The organism is Streptomyces sp. NPDC102437, from assembly GCF_044765565.1.
Lineage (GTDB): Bacteria > Actinomycetota > Actinomycetes > Streptomycetales > Streptomycetaceae > Streptomyces.
Genome location: NZ_JBIWKI010000017.1, coordinates 55,387 through 71,020, shown reverse-complemented (window position 1 = coordinate 71,020; position 15,634 = coordinate 55,387). Strand labels below are relative to the sequence as shown.

The 15,634-nt window shown below is 73.3% G+C and carries 6 protein-coding genes; all 6 read right to left on the bottom strand.

Going from position 1 to position 15,634, the window contains the following annotated elements; all coding sequences use genetic code 11:
• Nucleotides 1–83: 83 nt before the first annotated feature.
• Genes ACIRJP_RS22365 through ACIRJP_RS22340 form a run of 6 tightly spaced genes read right to left on the bottom strand, consistent with a single transcriptional unit; the run spans nucleotide 84 to nucleotide 15,079 of the window.
• On the bottom strand, nucleotides 84–1,151 hold the full coding sequence (locus tag ACIRJP_RS22365) for a class I SAM-dependent methyltransferase (RefSeq protein WP_404176832.1): 1,068 nt from the start codon (nucleotides 1,149–1,151) through the stop codon (nucleotides 84–86).
• A complete protein-coding gene (locus ACIRJP_RS22360) occupies nucleotides 1,148–2,443 on the bottom strand; it encodes a glycosyltransferase (protein ID WP_404176829.1) in 1,296 nt (431 codons plus the stop codon). The genes ACIRJP_RS22365 and ACIRJP_RS22360 overlap by 4 nt, the downstream gene beginning before the upstream one ends.
• Nucleotides 2,440–3,267, bottom strand: coding sequence for an alpha/beta fold hydrolase (locus tag ACIRJP_RS22355; RefSeq protein WP_404176826.1), 828 nt, complete (start codon nucleotides 3,265–3,267; stop codon nucleotides 2,440–2,442). Before ACIRJP_RS22355 ends, ACIRJP_RS22360 begins: the two co-directional genes overlap by 4 nt.
• Nucleotides 3,268–3,270: 3 nt before the next feature.
• Nucleotides 3,271–3,597, bottom strand: a complete 327-nt coding sequence (locus ACIRJP_RS22350; protein WP_266727011.1) for an acyl carrier protein — start codon at nucleotides 3,595–3,597, stop codon at nucleotides 3,271–3,273.
• The gene (locus ACIRJP_RS22345) at nucleotides 3,594–8,072 is read right to left on the bottom strand and encodes a beta-ketoacyl synthase N-terminal-like domain-containing protein (protein WP_404177099.1); all 4,479 of its coding nucleotides are present in this window, start codon (nucleotides 8,070–8,072) and stop codon (nucleotides 3,594–3,596) included. Before ACIRJP_RS22345 ends, ACIRJP_RS22350 begins: the two co-directional genes overlap by 4 nt.
• A 44-nt stretch (nucleotides 8,073–8,116) precedes the next feature.
• Nucleotides 8,117–15,079 (bottom strand): SDR family oxidoreductase, encoded by a 6,963-nt coding sequence (locus ACIRJP_RS22340; RefSeq protein ID WP_404176823.1) that lies wholly within the window; start codon nucleotides 15,077–15,079, stop codon nucleotides 8,117–8,119.
• Nucleotides 15,080–15,634 lie beyond the last annotated feature (555 nt).

Here is a 15,634-nt window from a genome sequence, read left to right as displayed (position 1 = left end):
GGCGCGGTCCGGGCGAGCGCGCCGGCGTCGCTCGGCCTGGCGTACCGCCGGCGCCTGGTCGGGACGACACCCTGCCCCGCCCGTCAGTCGCGCCGGGCCACGATCCGGTACGCGTTCGACACCCGCAGCCGGTACGACAGCGGCCGTACCGCGAACCGGTCGAGCAGGGTGCCCACCACCAGCGCCGGAATGCCGGCGACCAGCAGCACCCCGCGCAGCGTGCGGCGCAGTCGGCTCGGCGGCTCGGGCAGCCACGGCGCATCGTCGCGCGGTGCCGCGTGGTTCAGCGCGAGCCATACGGCGGCCAGCAGGTCGACCGGGTCGTGCGGCTCGGCGTGCTGCTCGGCGACCACGGTGAAGCCCATTTCCGTGAGCCGCGCCCGCAGATTGGCCACCGGGACGAAGTGCAGGTGCTGCGGCTGGAGCCAGGGCAGCCACCACCGGCCCAGCAACCTCGCACAGCGGCTCTCGGGGTCCGGCACCTCGATGAGGAGATGCCCGCCGGGCCGTACCGTCTCCCATGCGGCGCGCAGTTCACGATCGGGCTCGGTGCTGTGCTCCAGGTAGTGGAACATGCTCACCACGTCGTAGTGGCTGCCCAGTTCGGGTGCGAGGTCGGGGAAACTGCCTCGGTGGCCACGGTCCACCCGGCCCTCGCGCTCGGCCAGTTCGACGCCGTCGGTGAAATCGAGTCCGTCGAACACGGTGTGGGGCAGCACCGCCCGCGCAGCCGCGCAGAAGTGGCCGTGCCCGGTCCCGACGTCCAGCCATCTCTTCGGCGCGGAGTCGTACGGCAGCATCGACTCCGCCCGTCCCCGGTACATCTTGGTACGGCCCCCGAAGGTGTCACCGAGTTGTTTCTCGCCGAGCCCGTCGTAGAAGTCGCGGTAGTAGAAATCCAGCCCCTGTGCGTTGAGCCGAGGGTTCTGGAAGGTGTGCCCGCAGCCCTCGCAGCGGTCGAGAACGAAGCGGCCCGGCTTGTGCTGGAGCAGGTCGGTGGTGCGCAGCCGGGTGGTCAGCTCCTGCGAACCGCACCATGGGCAGTCGGTGCGGCGCGGCTCGAAGAAGCGCTCCCAGCCGGCGGCGATGTCCGCCTGATAGGCGGGCCGCAGCCGGGCGATCCGGTCAGTGGACTCGGTGTCTTCGCTCATCTGAACTCCCTGGCTGTTCCCGTACGTCGTGGGGTCGCATCGGCTGATTCGCGGCGCGCGAGTGTGTCTGTCGAAGTCGGGTCCGCCCGGGTGGACATGGTGGAGCTTTCCCGGGCGGCGGCACCGCCCACCTGACGCACAGCGAGATCACCGAGGTGGCGCGCGGCTGCACGGGCCCCACCCGCGGAACGGAACGCCGTACGGATCCGGTGGGCCCCGTCGCGGTATCCGGGGTCGCCCAGGACGGAGTCGACCGCCGAGGCCAGCTTCTGGACGGTGACCCGCCCGAACCGCACCCGCACCCCCGCCCCGGCGTCCACGACCTGTCCGGCCACCACCGGCTGGTCATCGCGGATGGGAGCGACCACGAGTGGTACGCCGTGCCACAGGGCCTCGCACACGCTGTTGTGGCCGGCATGGCAGACGACTGCGCCAACGCCCCTTTCCAGGAGGGAGAGTTGCGGCACGGACGGCGTGATCAGCACATCCTTCTCGCCGTCCCGCGCCGAGAGCACGCCACCAGGGTCGGCGATGACCGCCTGCACCCGGTCGGCCCGCTCCCGCAGCGCGCTCCGGCACACGTCGAGGAAGCGGCCGCCGACATCGGCGTTCGCCGTGCCCAAGGTGACCAGGACGGTGGTGCGGCCGGCGTCGAGCCATTCCCACGGGAAGCCGGCGGCGGACGGACGCGCCGTGATCGACGGACCGACCCAGCGCACTCCGTCGTGCGCGGAACCCGCCAACTCCGGTGTGCTGAAAGCGAGTACGAGATGCGGTGAGAAGCGGGGGTCGGCCGTGCCCGCGGGGTCCCCGACGGCCTCCCTGAGCGCGCCCAGCCGCTGCTGCAGCCACTGGCCGACCTTGGGAAGCCCGGCGAGGGGGTCGGTGAACTCGGCCGAGGTGGTCGCCGAGGTCGCCCACGGCAGGCCCAGCCGCTCCGCGATCAGCGCACCCGCGAAGGCCTGCTGGTCGGCGACGACGACATCCGGCCGGAACGCCCCGACGGCGGCCCGGACCCCCGGGGCCATCGACTCGGCCAGCGGCAGCAGATACCGCTCCCACAGGAACTTCAGCGCCTCCGGGCCGCGCAGCTCGGTCGGCCGCTCGCCCCGGGGCGCCCCGGCGCACGCCATGACGGGCCCGGCCCCGGGGCCCGCGAGTCGGCCGACCATCGCCGGATCGGGGCACACCCATGCCACCGCATGTCCTGACGCGACGAGTTCGGCGGCGACACCGACGGTCGGGTTGATGTGCCCGACCAGGGGCGGGACGACGAAGAGGAAGCGGCTCACCCGGCCACCTCCGCCGCCACCCGCCCGGTGGCGCGGCCGGCCTCCTCGACGAGTGCCAGGATGTGCCGGCCGACTGTCCCCGATGCCTCCACCAGGACCGAGTGCTCGTGCCCCGGAATCACCACGGTCCGGCAGTCCGGAAGCGTCGACGCCAGCCAGGGCGCGAGTTCGGCGAGATCGGAGTCGCCGCCGTACAGGCCGAGCACCGGGCAGCGCACCGCCGCGATCCGGCCGACCGTCAGGACGCTGCTGGCCGGTATGTCCCGGCCGAGGGTGGTGTCACGGGCCAGTCTGGCCGCGCCCTTGGCCAGGCGCGCGGTGTTGTGCCCGCGGTGGGTGCTGATCCAGGCGATCGCGTCGGGCTCGTTGTGGGCGAGCTGGGTCACGACGCGGTCCAGGATGCCCCCCAGCTTCTCTGCCCAGGCCGCGGTGGCCGGTTCGGACTCGATGAGACTGACGCTCGCCGCCCGCTCGGGGCGCCGGGCCGCGAAGCCGAACGCGATCGTGCCACCGAAGGAGTTGCCGACCAGATGCACCGGCCCGGTCACCGCCAGCCGGTCGAGCAGCGCCTCCAGGTCGTCGATGTTGTGCTCGACCGTGTAGCCCTCGGCAGGGCGCTCACTGCGCCCGTGGCCGCGCAGGTCGTACATGACGACGTCGAGACCGGCGGCCGCGAACGCGGGTGCGACGGTGAAGTAGTAGCTGGCCAGGCTGTCCGTGAGCAGACCGTGCACCAGTACTACGGTGGCGGTGGCAGGCCGGCCCTCGCGAGGACCGATCCGCTGTACGTGCAACCGGACGGAGCCGGTGTCGACCATTGCCATGGCTCAGCTCGCCTCCCCGGCCTTGAGACTGGTCACGACATACTCGACCAGCCGTCCGACGGTCAGTTCGATGATCTCGTCGAACTCCATACCGGCCAGGAACTCCGCGAAGTTGACCCGGTCTCCGTACCGTTCCTGGAGCAGCCCCGCCAGGGTGACAAGGTCGATGCTCTCCAGCTCCAGGTCGCGGTTGAAGGTGGTCCTCATGCCGATCTCGACGTCGTCGAGGCCGTACTCGTCCTCCAGGAGCCGCGCCAGCATGCCGGTGAGGTCGGCGAGTACCGACTCCTCGTCGGCGGTGACGGGGGTGTGGGGGGTGGGGGCATTCATCGGGCGTCGTACTCCTTAGCGGTCGGGTTTCCCGTCGTCCATGCGACTGCGTACGCGCGCTCCGGCAGTCGGGGCGGGTTGGTGGCCGGTACGCAGTGCACGGTGTAGGCGCGTTGCAGGCGGCCCGAGACGGCCAGCCGGTCGCCCGCCGGGGCCGCGTCGAGCACGGTGAAGTCCCGCGGCCGGCCGCCGAATCCGGTGCCCTCCGCCTTGGCGACGGACTCCTTGGCCGCCCAGAAACGGGTGAACCACACGGCCTCGCTCTCGCCGGTGTCGGCCGACAGGCGGTGCAGCAGCCGCAGCTCGTCCCTGCCGAGGGCGGCGGCGAGGGCCTGCGGGGTGCGGTGGGTGACCTCCTCGATGTCGATGCCGGGGCCGGGGCCGGTCCGGTGCGGTCGGACGATCGCGACAGCTGCCTCCGCGCAGTGGGCCAGCGAGACGTCCAGCGGGGGCAGGGCCCGTCCGTGCACGCCGGTGACGTACGGACGGCCCGTCTCGTCGTTGTGCACCCTCAGTTCCGCCGGGAAGACGGGGCCCTCGCCGTGGTCCCACAACCACTGCCGCACCGCGTCCTTGACCGCGATGCGCCCCAGCAGCCACTGCCGGCGCCCGCGTGGCGCGTGGCGGGCGTACTCCGCGCGCTCCGCACCGCCCAGGGAGTTGCGCATGATCAGCTCCCGGGACGCCAGGTCCGGCCACCTCTCGTGCAGCAGCCGCCAGCCGCCGGGGCGCGGCTCGGACAGGGTGTTGCGATCCGGGAAGCGCTCGACGGGCCGGGTCTGCGGGTCGTTGTCGAAGCGGCGGTCCTGCCAGCCGTACAGCTCCGCCCACACGGTGCCCCCGGTCCTCAGCTGTACGTCGGCCTCCAGAAGGGCGTCGGTGAGCGAGGTGACGCGCACCAGGCATTCCACCTCTGCGCCCGGCGCCGGATGCGGCCCGTAGAACCGCATCTCCCGCATCCCGACCGGGAACACTACGGTGCGCTCGGAACGGGTCGCCATGATCCAGTAGCCGAGTAGCTGACCGACGTTGTCCAGCAGTGCGCCGGGCGCGGAAGGGGTGGTGAGACATCCACGCACATGGCGCTCGCCGATCGCGGTGAGTTCGCTGACGCCCTGGAACGCCGGGCCGTGGAACATCCAGCGCTCGGCGTAGAGCTGGGCAGCCGTGTGGTCGGGGGCGTGCTCGGCTCCGGGATCGGTGACCCATGGGGCGGGGGGCGCAGTGGGGTACGCGGTGGCGAGCTCCACGGTGGCGCGGGCCCGCGGGCCGAAGGAGACCGCGAGAAGCCCCGGGCCCTTCGGCGTCACGGTCACGGGCACGTCGACGGCCGGGGTGGCGGTGAGCCACTCGTCGAACCGCGCGCCGTGCACGGCGACCGGCAGCCCGCCGGGGAACGTCTCCTGCGCGGCGTCCACGATGTGCTGCACGATCGTCGTGGCCGGGACGACCGGCCACCGGTCGGCGACTTCGGGCCAGCCGGGCCGCTGGGGGAAGAAGCAGTGGTCCAGAAGGTAGGGCATGGTGTCGGGCGAGACGTGGACGGTGCTGTACCGAGGCCCGGCGGACGGAGCCGGCGCAGGCGTCCTGGTCCTCGCGGACATGAGGGCGGCGGCCGTGTCCGCGGTCTCGCTCAGCAGGGCACTCAGTTCGGCGGCCACCGGGAAGCTCTCGGCGAGGGATTCCAGCGACGACGGGCCGGCCGGGACCGGCGCCCGCGCGGGCGCCCGCAGCCCGGCCCGCAGCCCGGGGAGCCCCTGGGGCGAGAGGGACACCAGAGCCCCGTTCAAGTCCAGTCGCACCGGCTGCCGTTGAGGTGTGGTCGTCGTCTCGGCGGGTTGCAGGGAGGGCGCCACCGGCGAACCCGCCGTCCACAGCGCGGTGGCCACCCGGCGTAACTGGGCAAGGCCGGTGCGGTGGGGCGAGTTGGCGGCGACCACCAGGTGGTCGCGACCGCCCAGGGTGTCGCTCACCAGGGAGCCGAGCTGACCGGGGCCGACCTGGACGAACACCCGGTGGCCGGCCGCGTTCAGGGCCTCGGTCAGCTGGCGGAACCGTACGGGTTCCAGCAGATGCCGGACGAAGAGAGCCCGGATCGCCGTCTCGTCCTCGGGGAACGGTGCGGCGGTCGTACCCGACCAGAGCGGGGTGTGCGGCGGATGCAGCCGGAAGCGGCGGGCGGCCTCCTCCATCGGTCCGACATGGGGGCGCAGCATCGGCGTGTGGAAACCCGAGTGGAACGGCAGGACCTGGCTGAGGACGCCCTGGGCGCGACGCGACCGTACGAAGTCCTCCACCGCCGCCTGCGGACCGCACACCATCGACTGACCGGGTGCGTTGTCGTGGGAGAGGACCAGGCCCGCCCGGCTCCCGCCCTCGTCGCGCAGGGCGGCCAGGACGTGCTCGGCACTGGTACCGATCGCGCCGAAGGCGAGACCGGGGACAGTCACCGAGTCGGGGTCGAAGGCGGCCATGAACGCGTCGACCTCGTCCCCGGAATACAGCCCGGCCGCGGCCATGGCCGTCCACTCGCCGACGCTGTGTCCGGCGACCGCGTCCGGCACGATCCCGCTACGGCGCAGCGCCGCGTCGAGGAGGCGGCCGACGGCGACCACGCCGAACCCGTGCCTGCCCACGTCGTCGGTCCGGTCTGCGCCGACTGCGGGGGCACGCAGACCGAAATGGGCGGCCACGTCGTCGACCTGCGGGGTGAACTCGCCCTCCAGGCCCGGGAACAGGAATGCCAGTCGGCCGTGGCCGGCACCCAGGAGGGGGCCCGGCCGGAACCAGACGTCACCGCGTCCGTGCCAGCCCCGCTGCCGGGCGACCGCGCGGCGTGCCAGGGCGAGCCGTTTGGCGGTCGGTCCGACGATGCCGAGGCGGGCGGGGCCCGCCTCGGGATGCGGGTGGCCGGGGGCGAGACCCGCCGCCCGTACGCTGTCGTCGTCGGCGTCCAGCAGGGCGGCAAGGTGCGCCGGGGATTCGGCGGCGAGCAGCAGGACATGCTCGGGCTCGTCGACCTCGACGACCGGCCGGGCCGGTGCGCTCGCGCGGGAACCGTGATCGCCCGGGGCCTCCTCCAGCACCACGTGCGCGTTGATCCCGCCGAAGCCGAACGCGTTGACGGCGGCCCGGCGCACGGGGCTGCGCTCGCTGGTCTCCCAGTCGGCGGCCTTCTCCAGGGTGCGGAACCGGGTGCGGGCCAGGGCGGGGTGCGGGTCGTCGCAATGGAGTGTCGGAAGGAGTGTGCGGTGGTGGACGGCGAGTGCGGCCTTGACCAGACCGGCGACCCCGGCGGCCGGCATGGCATGCCCGATCATCGACTTGACCGACCCCAGCACCGCGTCACCGTCTCCAGGTCCGAACACCTCGGCGAGCGTGGCGAGTTCGGCGCTGTCGCCTGCCGGTGTCGCGGTGCCGTGCGCCTCCAGCAGGCCGACCGAGCCCGGCTCGGCGGGGTCGAGTCCGGCCGCCCGCCACGCCTGCCGTACCGCGTGCGCCTGGCCACCGGGCTCGGGGTTCATGAGTCCGGCCGCCCGTCCGTCGCTGGCCACTCCGGTGCCCCGGACCACCGCGTAGATCCGGTCCCCGGCGCGCTCGGCGTCGGCCAGCCGCTTGAGGACGACAACTCCCGTCCCCTCACCGATCAGGATGCCGTCGGCGTCCCGGTGGAAGGGTCGGATGCGCTGGCTGGGAGAGAGTGCGCGCAGCTGGGAGAAGACGCTCCACAGCGTGATGTCGTGGCAGTGGTGGACGCCGCCGGCGAGCATCACGTCGCACCGCCCGGAGGCGAGTTCGCCCACGGCCTGGTCCACTGCGACCAGTGAGGAGGCGCAGGCGGCGTCCACCGTGTAAGCGGGCCCGCGCAGATCGAGCCGGTTGGCGACCCGGGAGGCGGCGAGGTTGGGCACCAGGCCGATCGCGGACTCGGGGTTGTCCGGACCGAGACGCTCGGTGAATGCCTGGCGTACTCCCGCGAGTTGGTCTCCCGTCAGGTCCGGGAGCAGCTCCGCCAGTGTGCGGACCAGTTGGCCGGCCGTACGGACCCGCTGGTCGAGCCGGACCAGACCTGGCGTGAGATAGCCGCCCCTGCCCAGGACGACACCGACCCGCGCCCGGTCGGGGAGGCGGTCCGTGCCGCCCGCGTCGTCGAGGGCGGCCGAAGCCACGTGCAGGGCGATGAGCTGGTCGGGCTCGGTACCGGCCACCGAGTTCGGCATGATCCCGAACCGGGTGACCTCCACCTGCGCGAGTCCGTCCACGAACCCGCCGCGGCGGGCGTAGACCCGGTTCGCGACGGCCGGGTCGGAGGCGGTGCCCGGGTGGTAGTACTCGGCGTCCCAACGCCCTTCCGGTACCGCGCCGATCGCGTCCACGCCGTCGCGCAGGTTGCGCCAGTAGGCGTCCAGGTCCGCGGCGCCCGGCAGCAGCACCGCCATCCCGACGATGGCCACCGGCACCTGTCGTGCGGCCATGGCCTGCGTGCCCGGACCGTGCCGGGGCGGCGCCACCACGACCGTCACCAGCCCGAGGCGGTGTAGACGACGGCGGTGGCGGACTCCTCGCCCCAGGCGAGCTCCCGCAGCAGTGCCGCGGTCCCCTCCTCCGGGTCGATCAGCCGGATGCCGCGCCGGGCGTACTCCCGGGCCAGCTCGGCCCCGATCATGCCGCTGTGACCGGCCGAGGGTGCCCAGGGGCCCCAGTGCACGGTCACCGCCCGCCGGCCGGTGCGGGCGGCGAACGCCGCGCCGAGGGTCTCCAGCGCGTCGTTGGCGGCCGCGTAGTCCACCTGGCCGCGATTGCCCAGGACAGCCGATATCGAGCCGAACAGCACGGTGAACGCGGGCGGTGCGGGCAGTTCCTCCAATGCGGTGAGCAGGGCGTCGGCGCCCGTCGCCTTGGTGGCGTAGACACGCCGGAAGGACTCCGTGCTCTTCTCTGCGATGAGCCGGTCCTCGATCACACCGGCCGCGTGCACCACGCCGTCGAGCCGGCCGTGCTCGGCATGGATCTCCTTCACCGCCTGCCGTACCGCGTCCGGCTCACGGAAGTCGACCGACCGGTAGCGGGCCCGGCCGCCCGAGGCGGTGATCTCGGTCAGCGTGGCTGTGATCTCCCGCTGGGCGAGCAGCAGCTCGGCGGCGCGATTGATCTCGGCCGGCTTCAGTCCGCCGCGGGCCGCGAGCGCGGCGCGCAGCTCGGCCGGGGTACGCGCGGACGCGGTGTCCGCGGCCTCCGGACCGTCCGGGGCGGGGGTGCGGCCGAGGAGTTCCAGACGGCAGCGTGCGGCGCCGGCGAGCACGGCGGCGAACTGTGCGGTGATGCCTCGTGCCCCTCCTGCCAGCAGCACCACGGAGTCCTGGTCCAGGCCGAGCGCGGTGGCTTCCGGGGTGCCCGCCCGGGCCGGTCCGGCGCCCGTGCTGCCGAGCACGCCGAGCGGCGCCGCCACCAGTTCGAACCCGTGCCGGCCTGCCGCCGTCCGCAGCACGACCGGTGTCCGGTCCGACGCGACGGCCTCGGCGACCACGGCGTCCGCGAGCGCGGACGGCGAGGAATCGGAAATCTCGATGATCCTTGCCGCCATCTGCGGATACTCGCGCGCCACGGTCCGGAACAGACCTCGCAGCCCCGCGGTCCGGGGGTCGGGCACCTCACCGCCGGCGGGCCGGACGGCCAGCAGCCATCGCGGGGCGCGTGCCAGGGCGGCCTTCAGCACGGGGAACGAGGCGGGCAGCAAGGGCATTTCATCGGTGCGCGCGAGGGCCCCTGACCACAGCACGCCGTCCACCGGTCCGTCGGTCTCCGACAGGAGGTGGTCCCTGGCCCGTGCGGAGACCTCGGCGCCGTGGGACGCCAGGCGGGCGGCGACCTCGGGGGCTTCGCCGAGCAGGATCCAGCGGGTGCCCGTGAGAAGGGACGACGGGTCGGTGCCGGCGTCGGCCCGCTCGTCGAGGAGGACCGGGCGCAGGAGGTGCCGTCCGGGGGGTTCGGCGGTGACGGCGTCCGGTCCGGGCTCCACCACCGCCGGAGCGGGCTCCACCACCGCCGGAGCGGGCTCCGCCTCCGCCGGAGCGGCGGGCCGCTCGGCCGGTCCGCCCATCCGCGCGGTCAGCCAGTCGGTCACCGCGGCGGCCGTCCGCGCCTTCGCCAGCTCCTCCAGCGCGTCGTCGTCCAGCGCGGCGAGGTCGGTGGCGGCCCCGGCACCAAGGCGCCGGGCCAGTTCGCCCGCGATCTCCGCCCGCTTGATGGAGTCGATGCTGAGGTCCGCCTCCAGGTCGAGGCCGGGCTCGATCATGTCGACGGGGTAGCCGGTGCGCTCGCTGATGATTTCCAGAACGACCCGCTGGACATCGGTCGGACCGGCGGGCTGCGCGGCTGCCGGCTCCACGGCGGTGGCCGGCGTGCCCGCTCCCGGGTCCTTCATCGACGGCTGCGCCGGGGGAAGCTGCGGCACGGCCTGGATCGCCTGCGGGGCCGCCGGGGAGGGGACGGGCCGCGCGCCCGGGGCGGATCCGAGGTAGGTGAGCAGAACGTCCCGTTGGGCGGCGATCATCTCGCGGCTGGTGCGCAGGAATTCGGAGATGAGCGTGTCCTGGTCGGACGGTGCGCTGTGCGGGGAATTCGTCGTCACAGTCGTCTCCAGGGTCTCCGTGACTCGTCGGGCCGGTGCGAGCGCACCGGTGAGGAGGGCTCCGTCGGCGGTGCGGACCAGTTGTCCGTCGACCGTCCATCCGGGGAGCTTCGGCGCCGGGGTACGTGCCGCGTCCACCGCGTTCCGGCCCCGCAGCAGCCACCCGGCGCGCACCGGCAGCCCCGCGACGGCGAGCTCGGCCAGGGCGTCGAGCCAGCCGCGCAGGCCGCTGCCCGGCCGGGGTTCGCAGGCCACCGTGCGGTGCGGGCGGTCGCCGAGGATCTGCCCGACCAGCCGGGTCAGGACCGAGCCGGGGCCGGCTTCGACGAAGATGCGGGCTCCGGCCTCGTACATCGCCTCGATCTGCTCGACGAAGGCGACCGGGGCACCGATCTGGGCGGCGAGTTCGGCCCGGACCGCGTCACCGTCGGCGGCGTACGGGGTGGCCGTGCGATTGGACCACACAGGGAATTCGGGCGGGTGCACCGGCCGGGCCGCGAGCGCCTCGGCGAACCGGTCGGTGGCGGCGGCGACCAGCGGGCTGTGGAACGCGCAGGCGACGGGGATGCGCTTGGCGCCGTGGCCGGCCTCGCGCAGCAGCCGGACGGCCTCGTCGACGGCGTCCGTCGGTCCCGAGATCACCGTCTGGCCGGGCGAGTTGCGGTTGGCGACGACCACACTGTCCGGCACGGACGCCGCCTTGAGTGCCTGCGCCACGTCCTCGGCGCCGGCCGAGACCGCGGCCATGGTCCCGGGGTCGCCCGCCGCGTCGCCCTGGGCGGACTGGGCGGACTGCGCGGCCCGGAGGATCGCCGCCGCTCGCTCCGCGCTCAGTTCCAGCAGCGTCTCGGGGGTCAATGCGCCGGCCGCGCACAGTGCCACCAGCTCGCCGTAGCTGTGCCCGGCGGCCATGTCCGGCTGCACGCCGGCCGCGGTGAGCACGGCGTGCGCGGCGAGTCCCGTGACGCCGAGGGCGGGCTGTGCCACCCGGGTGTCGGTGAGCGCGGCCCGCTGCCTCTCGCGTTCGGTGTCGTCGAAGGCGGTGGGCGGATACAGGGTGTCGGCATGGGCGCGGGCGAGTTCCAGATAGGGGCGCAGCTCCGGGAAGGCGATGAACAGGTCGGCGAGCATGCCGGTGCGCTGGCTGCCCTGGCCGGGGAAGAGAAATGCCACCTTGGCACCGTCCGATTCGCCGGCACCGGCGGTCCGGTGGATGCCGCGTGCCGGAGCGTGCGCGGTGGGGTCGACGGGGTCGGCCAGGGCCCGCCGCACCTTCTCGACCAGGTCGTCCACGTCTGTCGCCACGATGGCGACCCGGGCCGGACCCCCGCTCGCGTCCGACCGCCGGGCCGCGCTCAGCGCGAGGTCCTGCAGCCGCCATGACCGGCCCCCGGACTGAGCGGCTGCGAGGAGTTCCTCCATCGCCCGGCGGGCCGCGGCCTCGTCCCGGCCGCGGAACACGAACAGTTCGGCCGGCCAGGCGTCCAGTCCCCGCACGGGCGGTACGCCACCGGCGTGGGCGGCCAGCACCACGTGGAAGTTGGTCCCGCCGAAGCCGAACGCGCTCACTCCGGCGATCCGTTCCTCTGCGGGCGCCGCCCATGGCCGGGCCTCTGCGTGGAAGGCGAAGGGGCTGTTGTCCGCCTCCCACGCCGGGTTGGGATTCTCGACGTGCAAGGTGGGCGGCCGGACTCCGGTGTACAGCGCCAGCAGCGTTTTGATCATTCCGGCGAGACCGGCGGCGCACTTGGTGTGGCCGATCTGCGACTTCACCGAACCGAGGGCGCAGCCGCCCGGTTCCGCCCCGGCCTCGGTGAACACCTCGCTGAGAATGCGCAGTTCGGTGCGGTCGCCGACGACCGTCCCGGTGCCGTGCGCCTCGACGAGACCGACGTTTGCCGGTGAGACGCCGGCATTGCGATAGGCACGCTCCAGAGCCGAGCGCTGGCCCTCGGGCCTGGGCGCGGTCAGACCGAGTGAGCGGCCGTCGCTGGAGGAGCCCAGGCCCTTGATGACGCCGTAGATCCGGTCGCCGTCCCGCTCGGCGTCCGCGAGCCGCTTGAGGACGACGCAGGCGATGCCCTCGCCGAGCGCGATGCCGTCCGCCGAGCCGTCGAAGGCGCGTGAGCGGCCGGTGGGAGACAGGGCGTGCACGGAGGAGAACAGGACATAGTCGTTGATTCCGTTGTGCAGGTCGGCGCCGCCGCACAACACCACGTCGGAGGTGCCGCCGGCCAGTTCCTTGCAGGCGACGTCCACCGCGGCCAGCGACGAGGCGCAGGCGGCGTCGACGGTGTAGTTGGCGCCGCCGAGATCGAGCCGGTTGGCGATCCTGCCCGAGATGACGTTGGCGAGCATGCCGGGGAAGGAGTCCTCGGTGAGTCCCGGGAGCTGGTCGTCCAGACCCGCGGGGATGTGGCCGTAGTACGAGGGCAGCACCGCCCGGAGCGTGGCCGCGTTCGACAGGTCGCTGCCCGCCTCGGCGCCGAACACCACGGAAGTTCGTGAGCGGTCGAACTCCCGCCCCCCGTCGCCGTATCCGGCGTCGTCCAGAGCGCGCCGGGCAGCCTCCAGGGACAGCAGCTGCACCGGTTCCGTGCTGCCGAGAGACGTCGGCGGTATGCCGTAGCGCAGCGGGTCGAAGGGGATGCGGGGCAGGAAGCCGCCCCACTTGGAGGGGGTCGACTCGCCATGATGGACGGCCGGGTCCCATCGCTCGGCCGGGACCTCGCTCACCGCGTCCACTCCGGCGACCACATTCGCCCAGAAGGAGGGCAGGTCGGGCGCCTGCGGGAACATGCACGCCATGCCGACCACGGCGACGTCGAGCGGAGCGGGCGCGACCGGCTCCCGCACCTCGTTCGCCGGGGCCGACTGCGCCGTCCGCAGGGCGAGATGCTCGGCGGCGCCCGTGGTCACCGACTCGTGCAGTGCCGCGACGGTCGTGGTCGCCGAGCGCAACACGGCCACCTCGCCGGCCATGAACATTCCCTCGGCGAGCTGGCGCCGCTCGTCGACCGGAGAGAGGCGGCCGTCGGCGGATCGGTCGACGCCCTTGCTGGCGATGCGCAGCCGGCCGACGTTCAGCCTCTCCAACTGCTCCCAGATCCGCCGGTCCGCCACGCCCTCGGCGCGCAGCCGAGCCTCCTGGTCGCGGTAGCCGGCGGTGAACGGGCTCGGTACGCACCGCGTCGCGTGGCCCGGCGCCGACTCCAGCAGCGTGGTGCGCTCGGCCTCCAGAACCTGCTGCTGGAAGAGCGGCCGGACCGCCCCGCGGGAAACAGCCTCCTCGGTGAACAGATACGCGGTACCCATCAGCACACCGACGGCCGCGCCGCGCGCGGTCAGCGGCGCGGCCAGAGCGGCGACCATCGCCGCCGACCGCTCGTCGTGCACGCCGCCCGCGAAGAAGACCTCGAGGTCCGCGGCCTCGTGAGTCTCCAGGAAATCCTCCAGGACGGCCAGTTGGGCCTCCCAGAGCGCGAAACTGCCGCGCGGCCCCACATGCCCGCCGCACTCCGAGCCCTCGAACACGAACCGGCGCGCCCCGGCCTGGAGGAACTGCCGCAACAACCCCGGTGAGGGCACGTGCAGGAACGTCCGGATGCCGTCCTGCTCCAGGGCCTGCGCCTGGGACGGCCGCCCACCGGCGATGATCGCGTGGGTCGGCCGCATCTCCCGTACGGCCTCCAGCTGGACCGTACGCACGTCCTCCGGCGCGAAGCCGAGGACTCCGACGCCCCAGGGCCGGCCGGCCACCGCGTCCCGGGTCTCGGCCAGCATCGTCCGCGTCCGCGTGCCGTCCGCCAGTGCCAGGGCGAGGAAGGGCAGTGCCCCGTCGGCTGCCACCGCCGCAGCGAAAGCGGGTCCGTCGCTCACCCTTGTCATCGGCCCCTGCGCGACGGGAAGCCGGGTGCCGAGCGCCAGGCTCATCGGCGATCCGGGCCGCAGCGCCCGTGCTGCCGTGTCGTCCCGGACGGCACCGAGCACCGCTTCCCGCAGCGCGCGCACCGTTCGACGCACATCGCCCCACCGCTCCGCGAACAGGGTGGCGAGGAAGCAGTCCTGGCCCACCGGGAGCAGTTGGGTACGCGGGTCCCGCCCGCCCAGAAGCGCCGCCGCCTCCTGCGGTCCGGCGCCCTCCGCGAGGCGCGGGACGTCCGGGCCTCGCCGCAGCAGGAAACGGTGACCGGCTTGGACGACGGTTTCCGAGCCGTCGCTGGTGCGCAGCGCCGCGGCGACCGGTTCGGGCAGCGCCGACTCCGCGAGCAGCGCGAGTTGGCCGTCGAGGACGACGCCGGCCGCTCCGCCGGCCACCGCGGCGGCGGCCGTTCGAGGGCCGATGCCGCCGCTCGCCCACACGGGCCGGGTCACCTCGGGCGCGGCGAGCAGTCGCTGGAGCAGGACGAAGGTGCTCAACTCGCCGATCCGGCCGCCGCACTCGGTGCCGCGAGCGATCAGGCCGTGCGCCCCGGCGCGTAACGCATCCCGTGCGCCCTCCAGGTCGGTGACCTCGACGAGGACGCGGAAGCGCGCCGCGAGCGCGGCGATCGTCCAGGCCGCGCCCGCTTCCCCGGCCGCCGCTGCGACCGCGAGAACCACGGTGTGCGGACCGTCCGGAGCCAGGTCGGCCGGGGTGAGCCGGCAGTGCGCGTCGACCCGGACGCCGAACCTGCCCGAAGCCGTGCGCCGCAGTTGAGCGAGGGCCTCGCGGGATCTCCGGTCACCGGCCCCGAGGTCGAGCACACCGAGACCGCCGGCCCGGCCGACCGCCACGGTGAGCCCGGCATCGGGCTCACCGTACGGAGTAATACCGATGATCATTTCTTCGGAACGCACAGCGGAGTTCATCGTTCTCCGAATCAAGGGTGAGACTGCACGGTGGGGGGTTCTGTACAGAAACAGACACGGCGGCTCACCGGCTTCCTGCGGGGAAAAGCCCACCGCGGAACGCCGATATGAAGCGTGTGTTCGAAGCGGATTGAAAGGTAGTGGCGCGGTTACTCACCGGTCAAGGTGCGAGTGAGTGATCGGCAACCGTCTTTTTCGACCCCGTCGGTCGCGAGTGGAAGGCATGGCCGGAGGGAAACGGCTGAATTCTTTTCCGCTGAGGCATGGCTCACCTGGACTGTTGCAACTTCCTTTACCCTACGGTCAGTTGGGGATTGGCCGATTGGGGTGCACAACAGATCGGGACCGAGCCTGGAGGTTGTTCTGAGGGCTGCCGATGAGGCGCCTCGGACAGGCGATGGGTGCCCCACCGACGGGTCTTCAGTCAAAATGGCGGACTCGCGCGGATATGCCTGCAGAAATCGTCTGCCCGGGACGAAGAACCCCCTGGTGTCGCGCTCGGCCCGGAAGCCCGCGCTCTTCCAGGAGTACGGAAAGAGGCGCCTGACCTGGCAC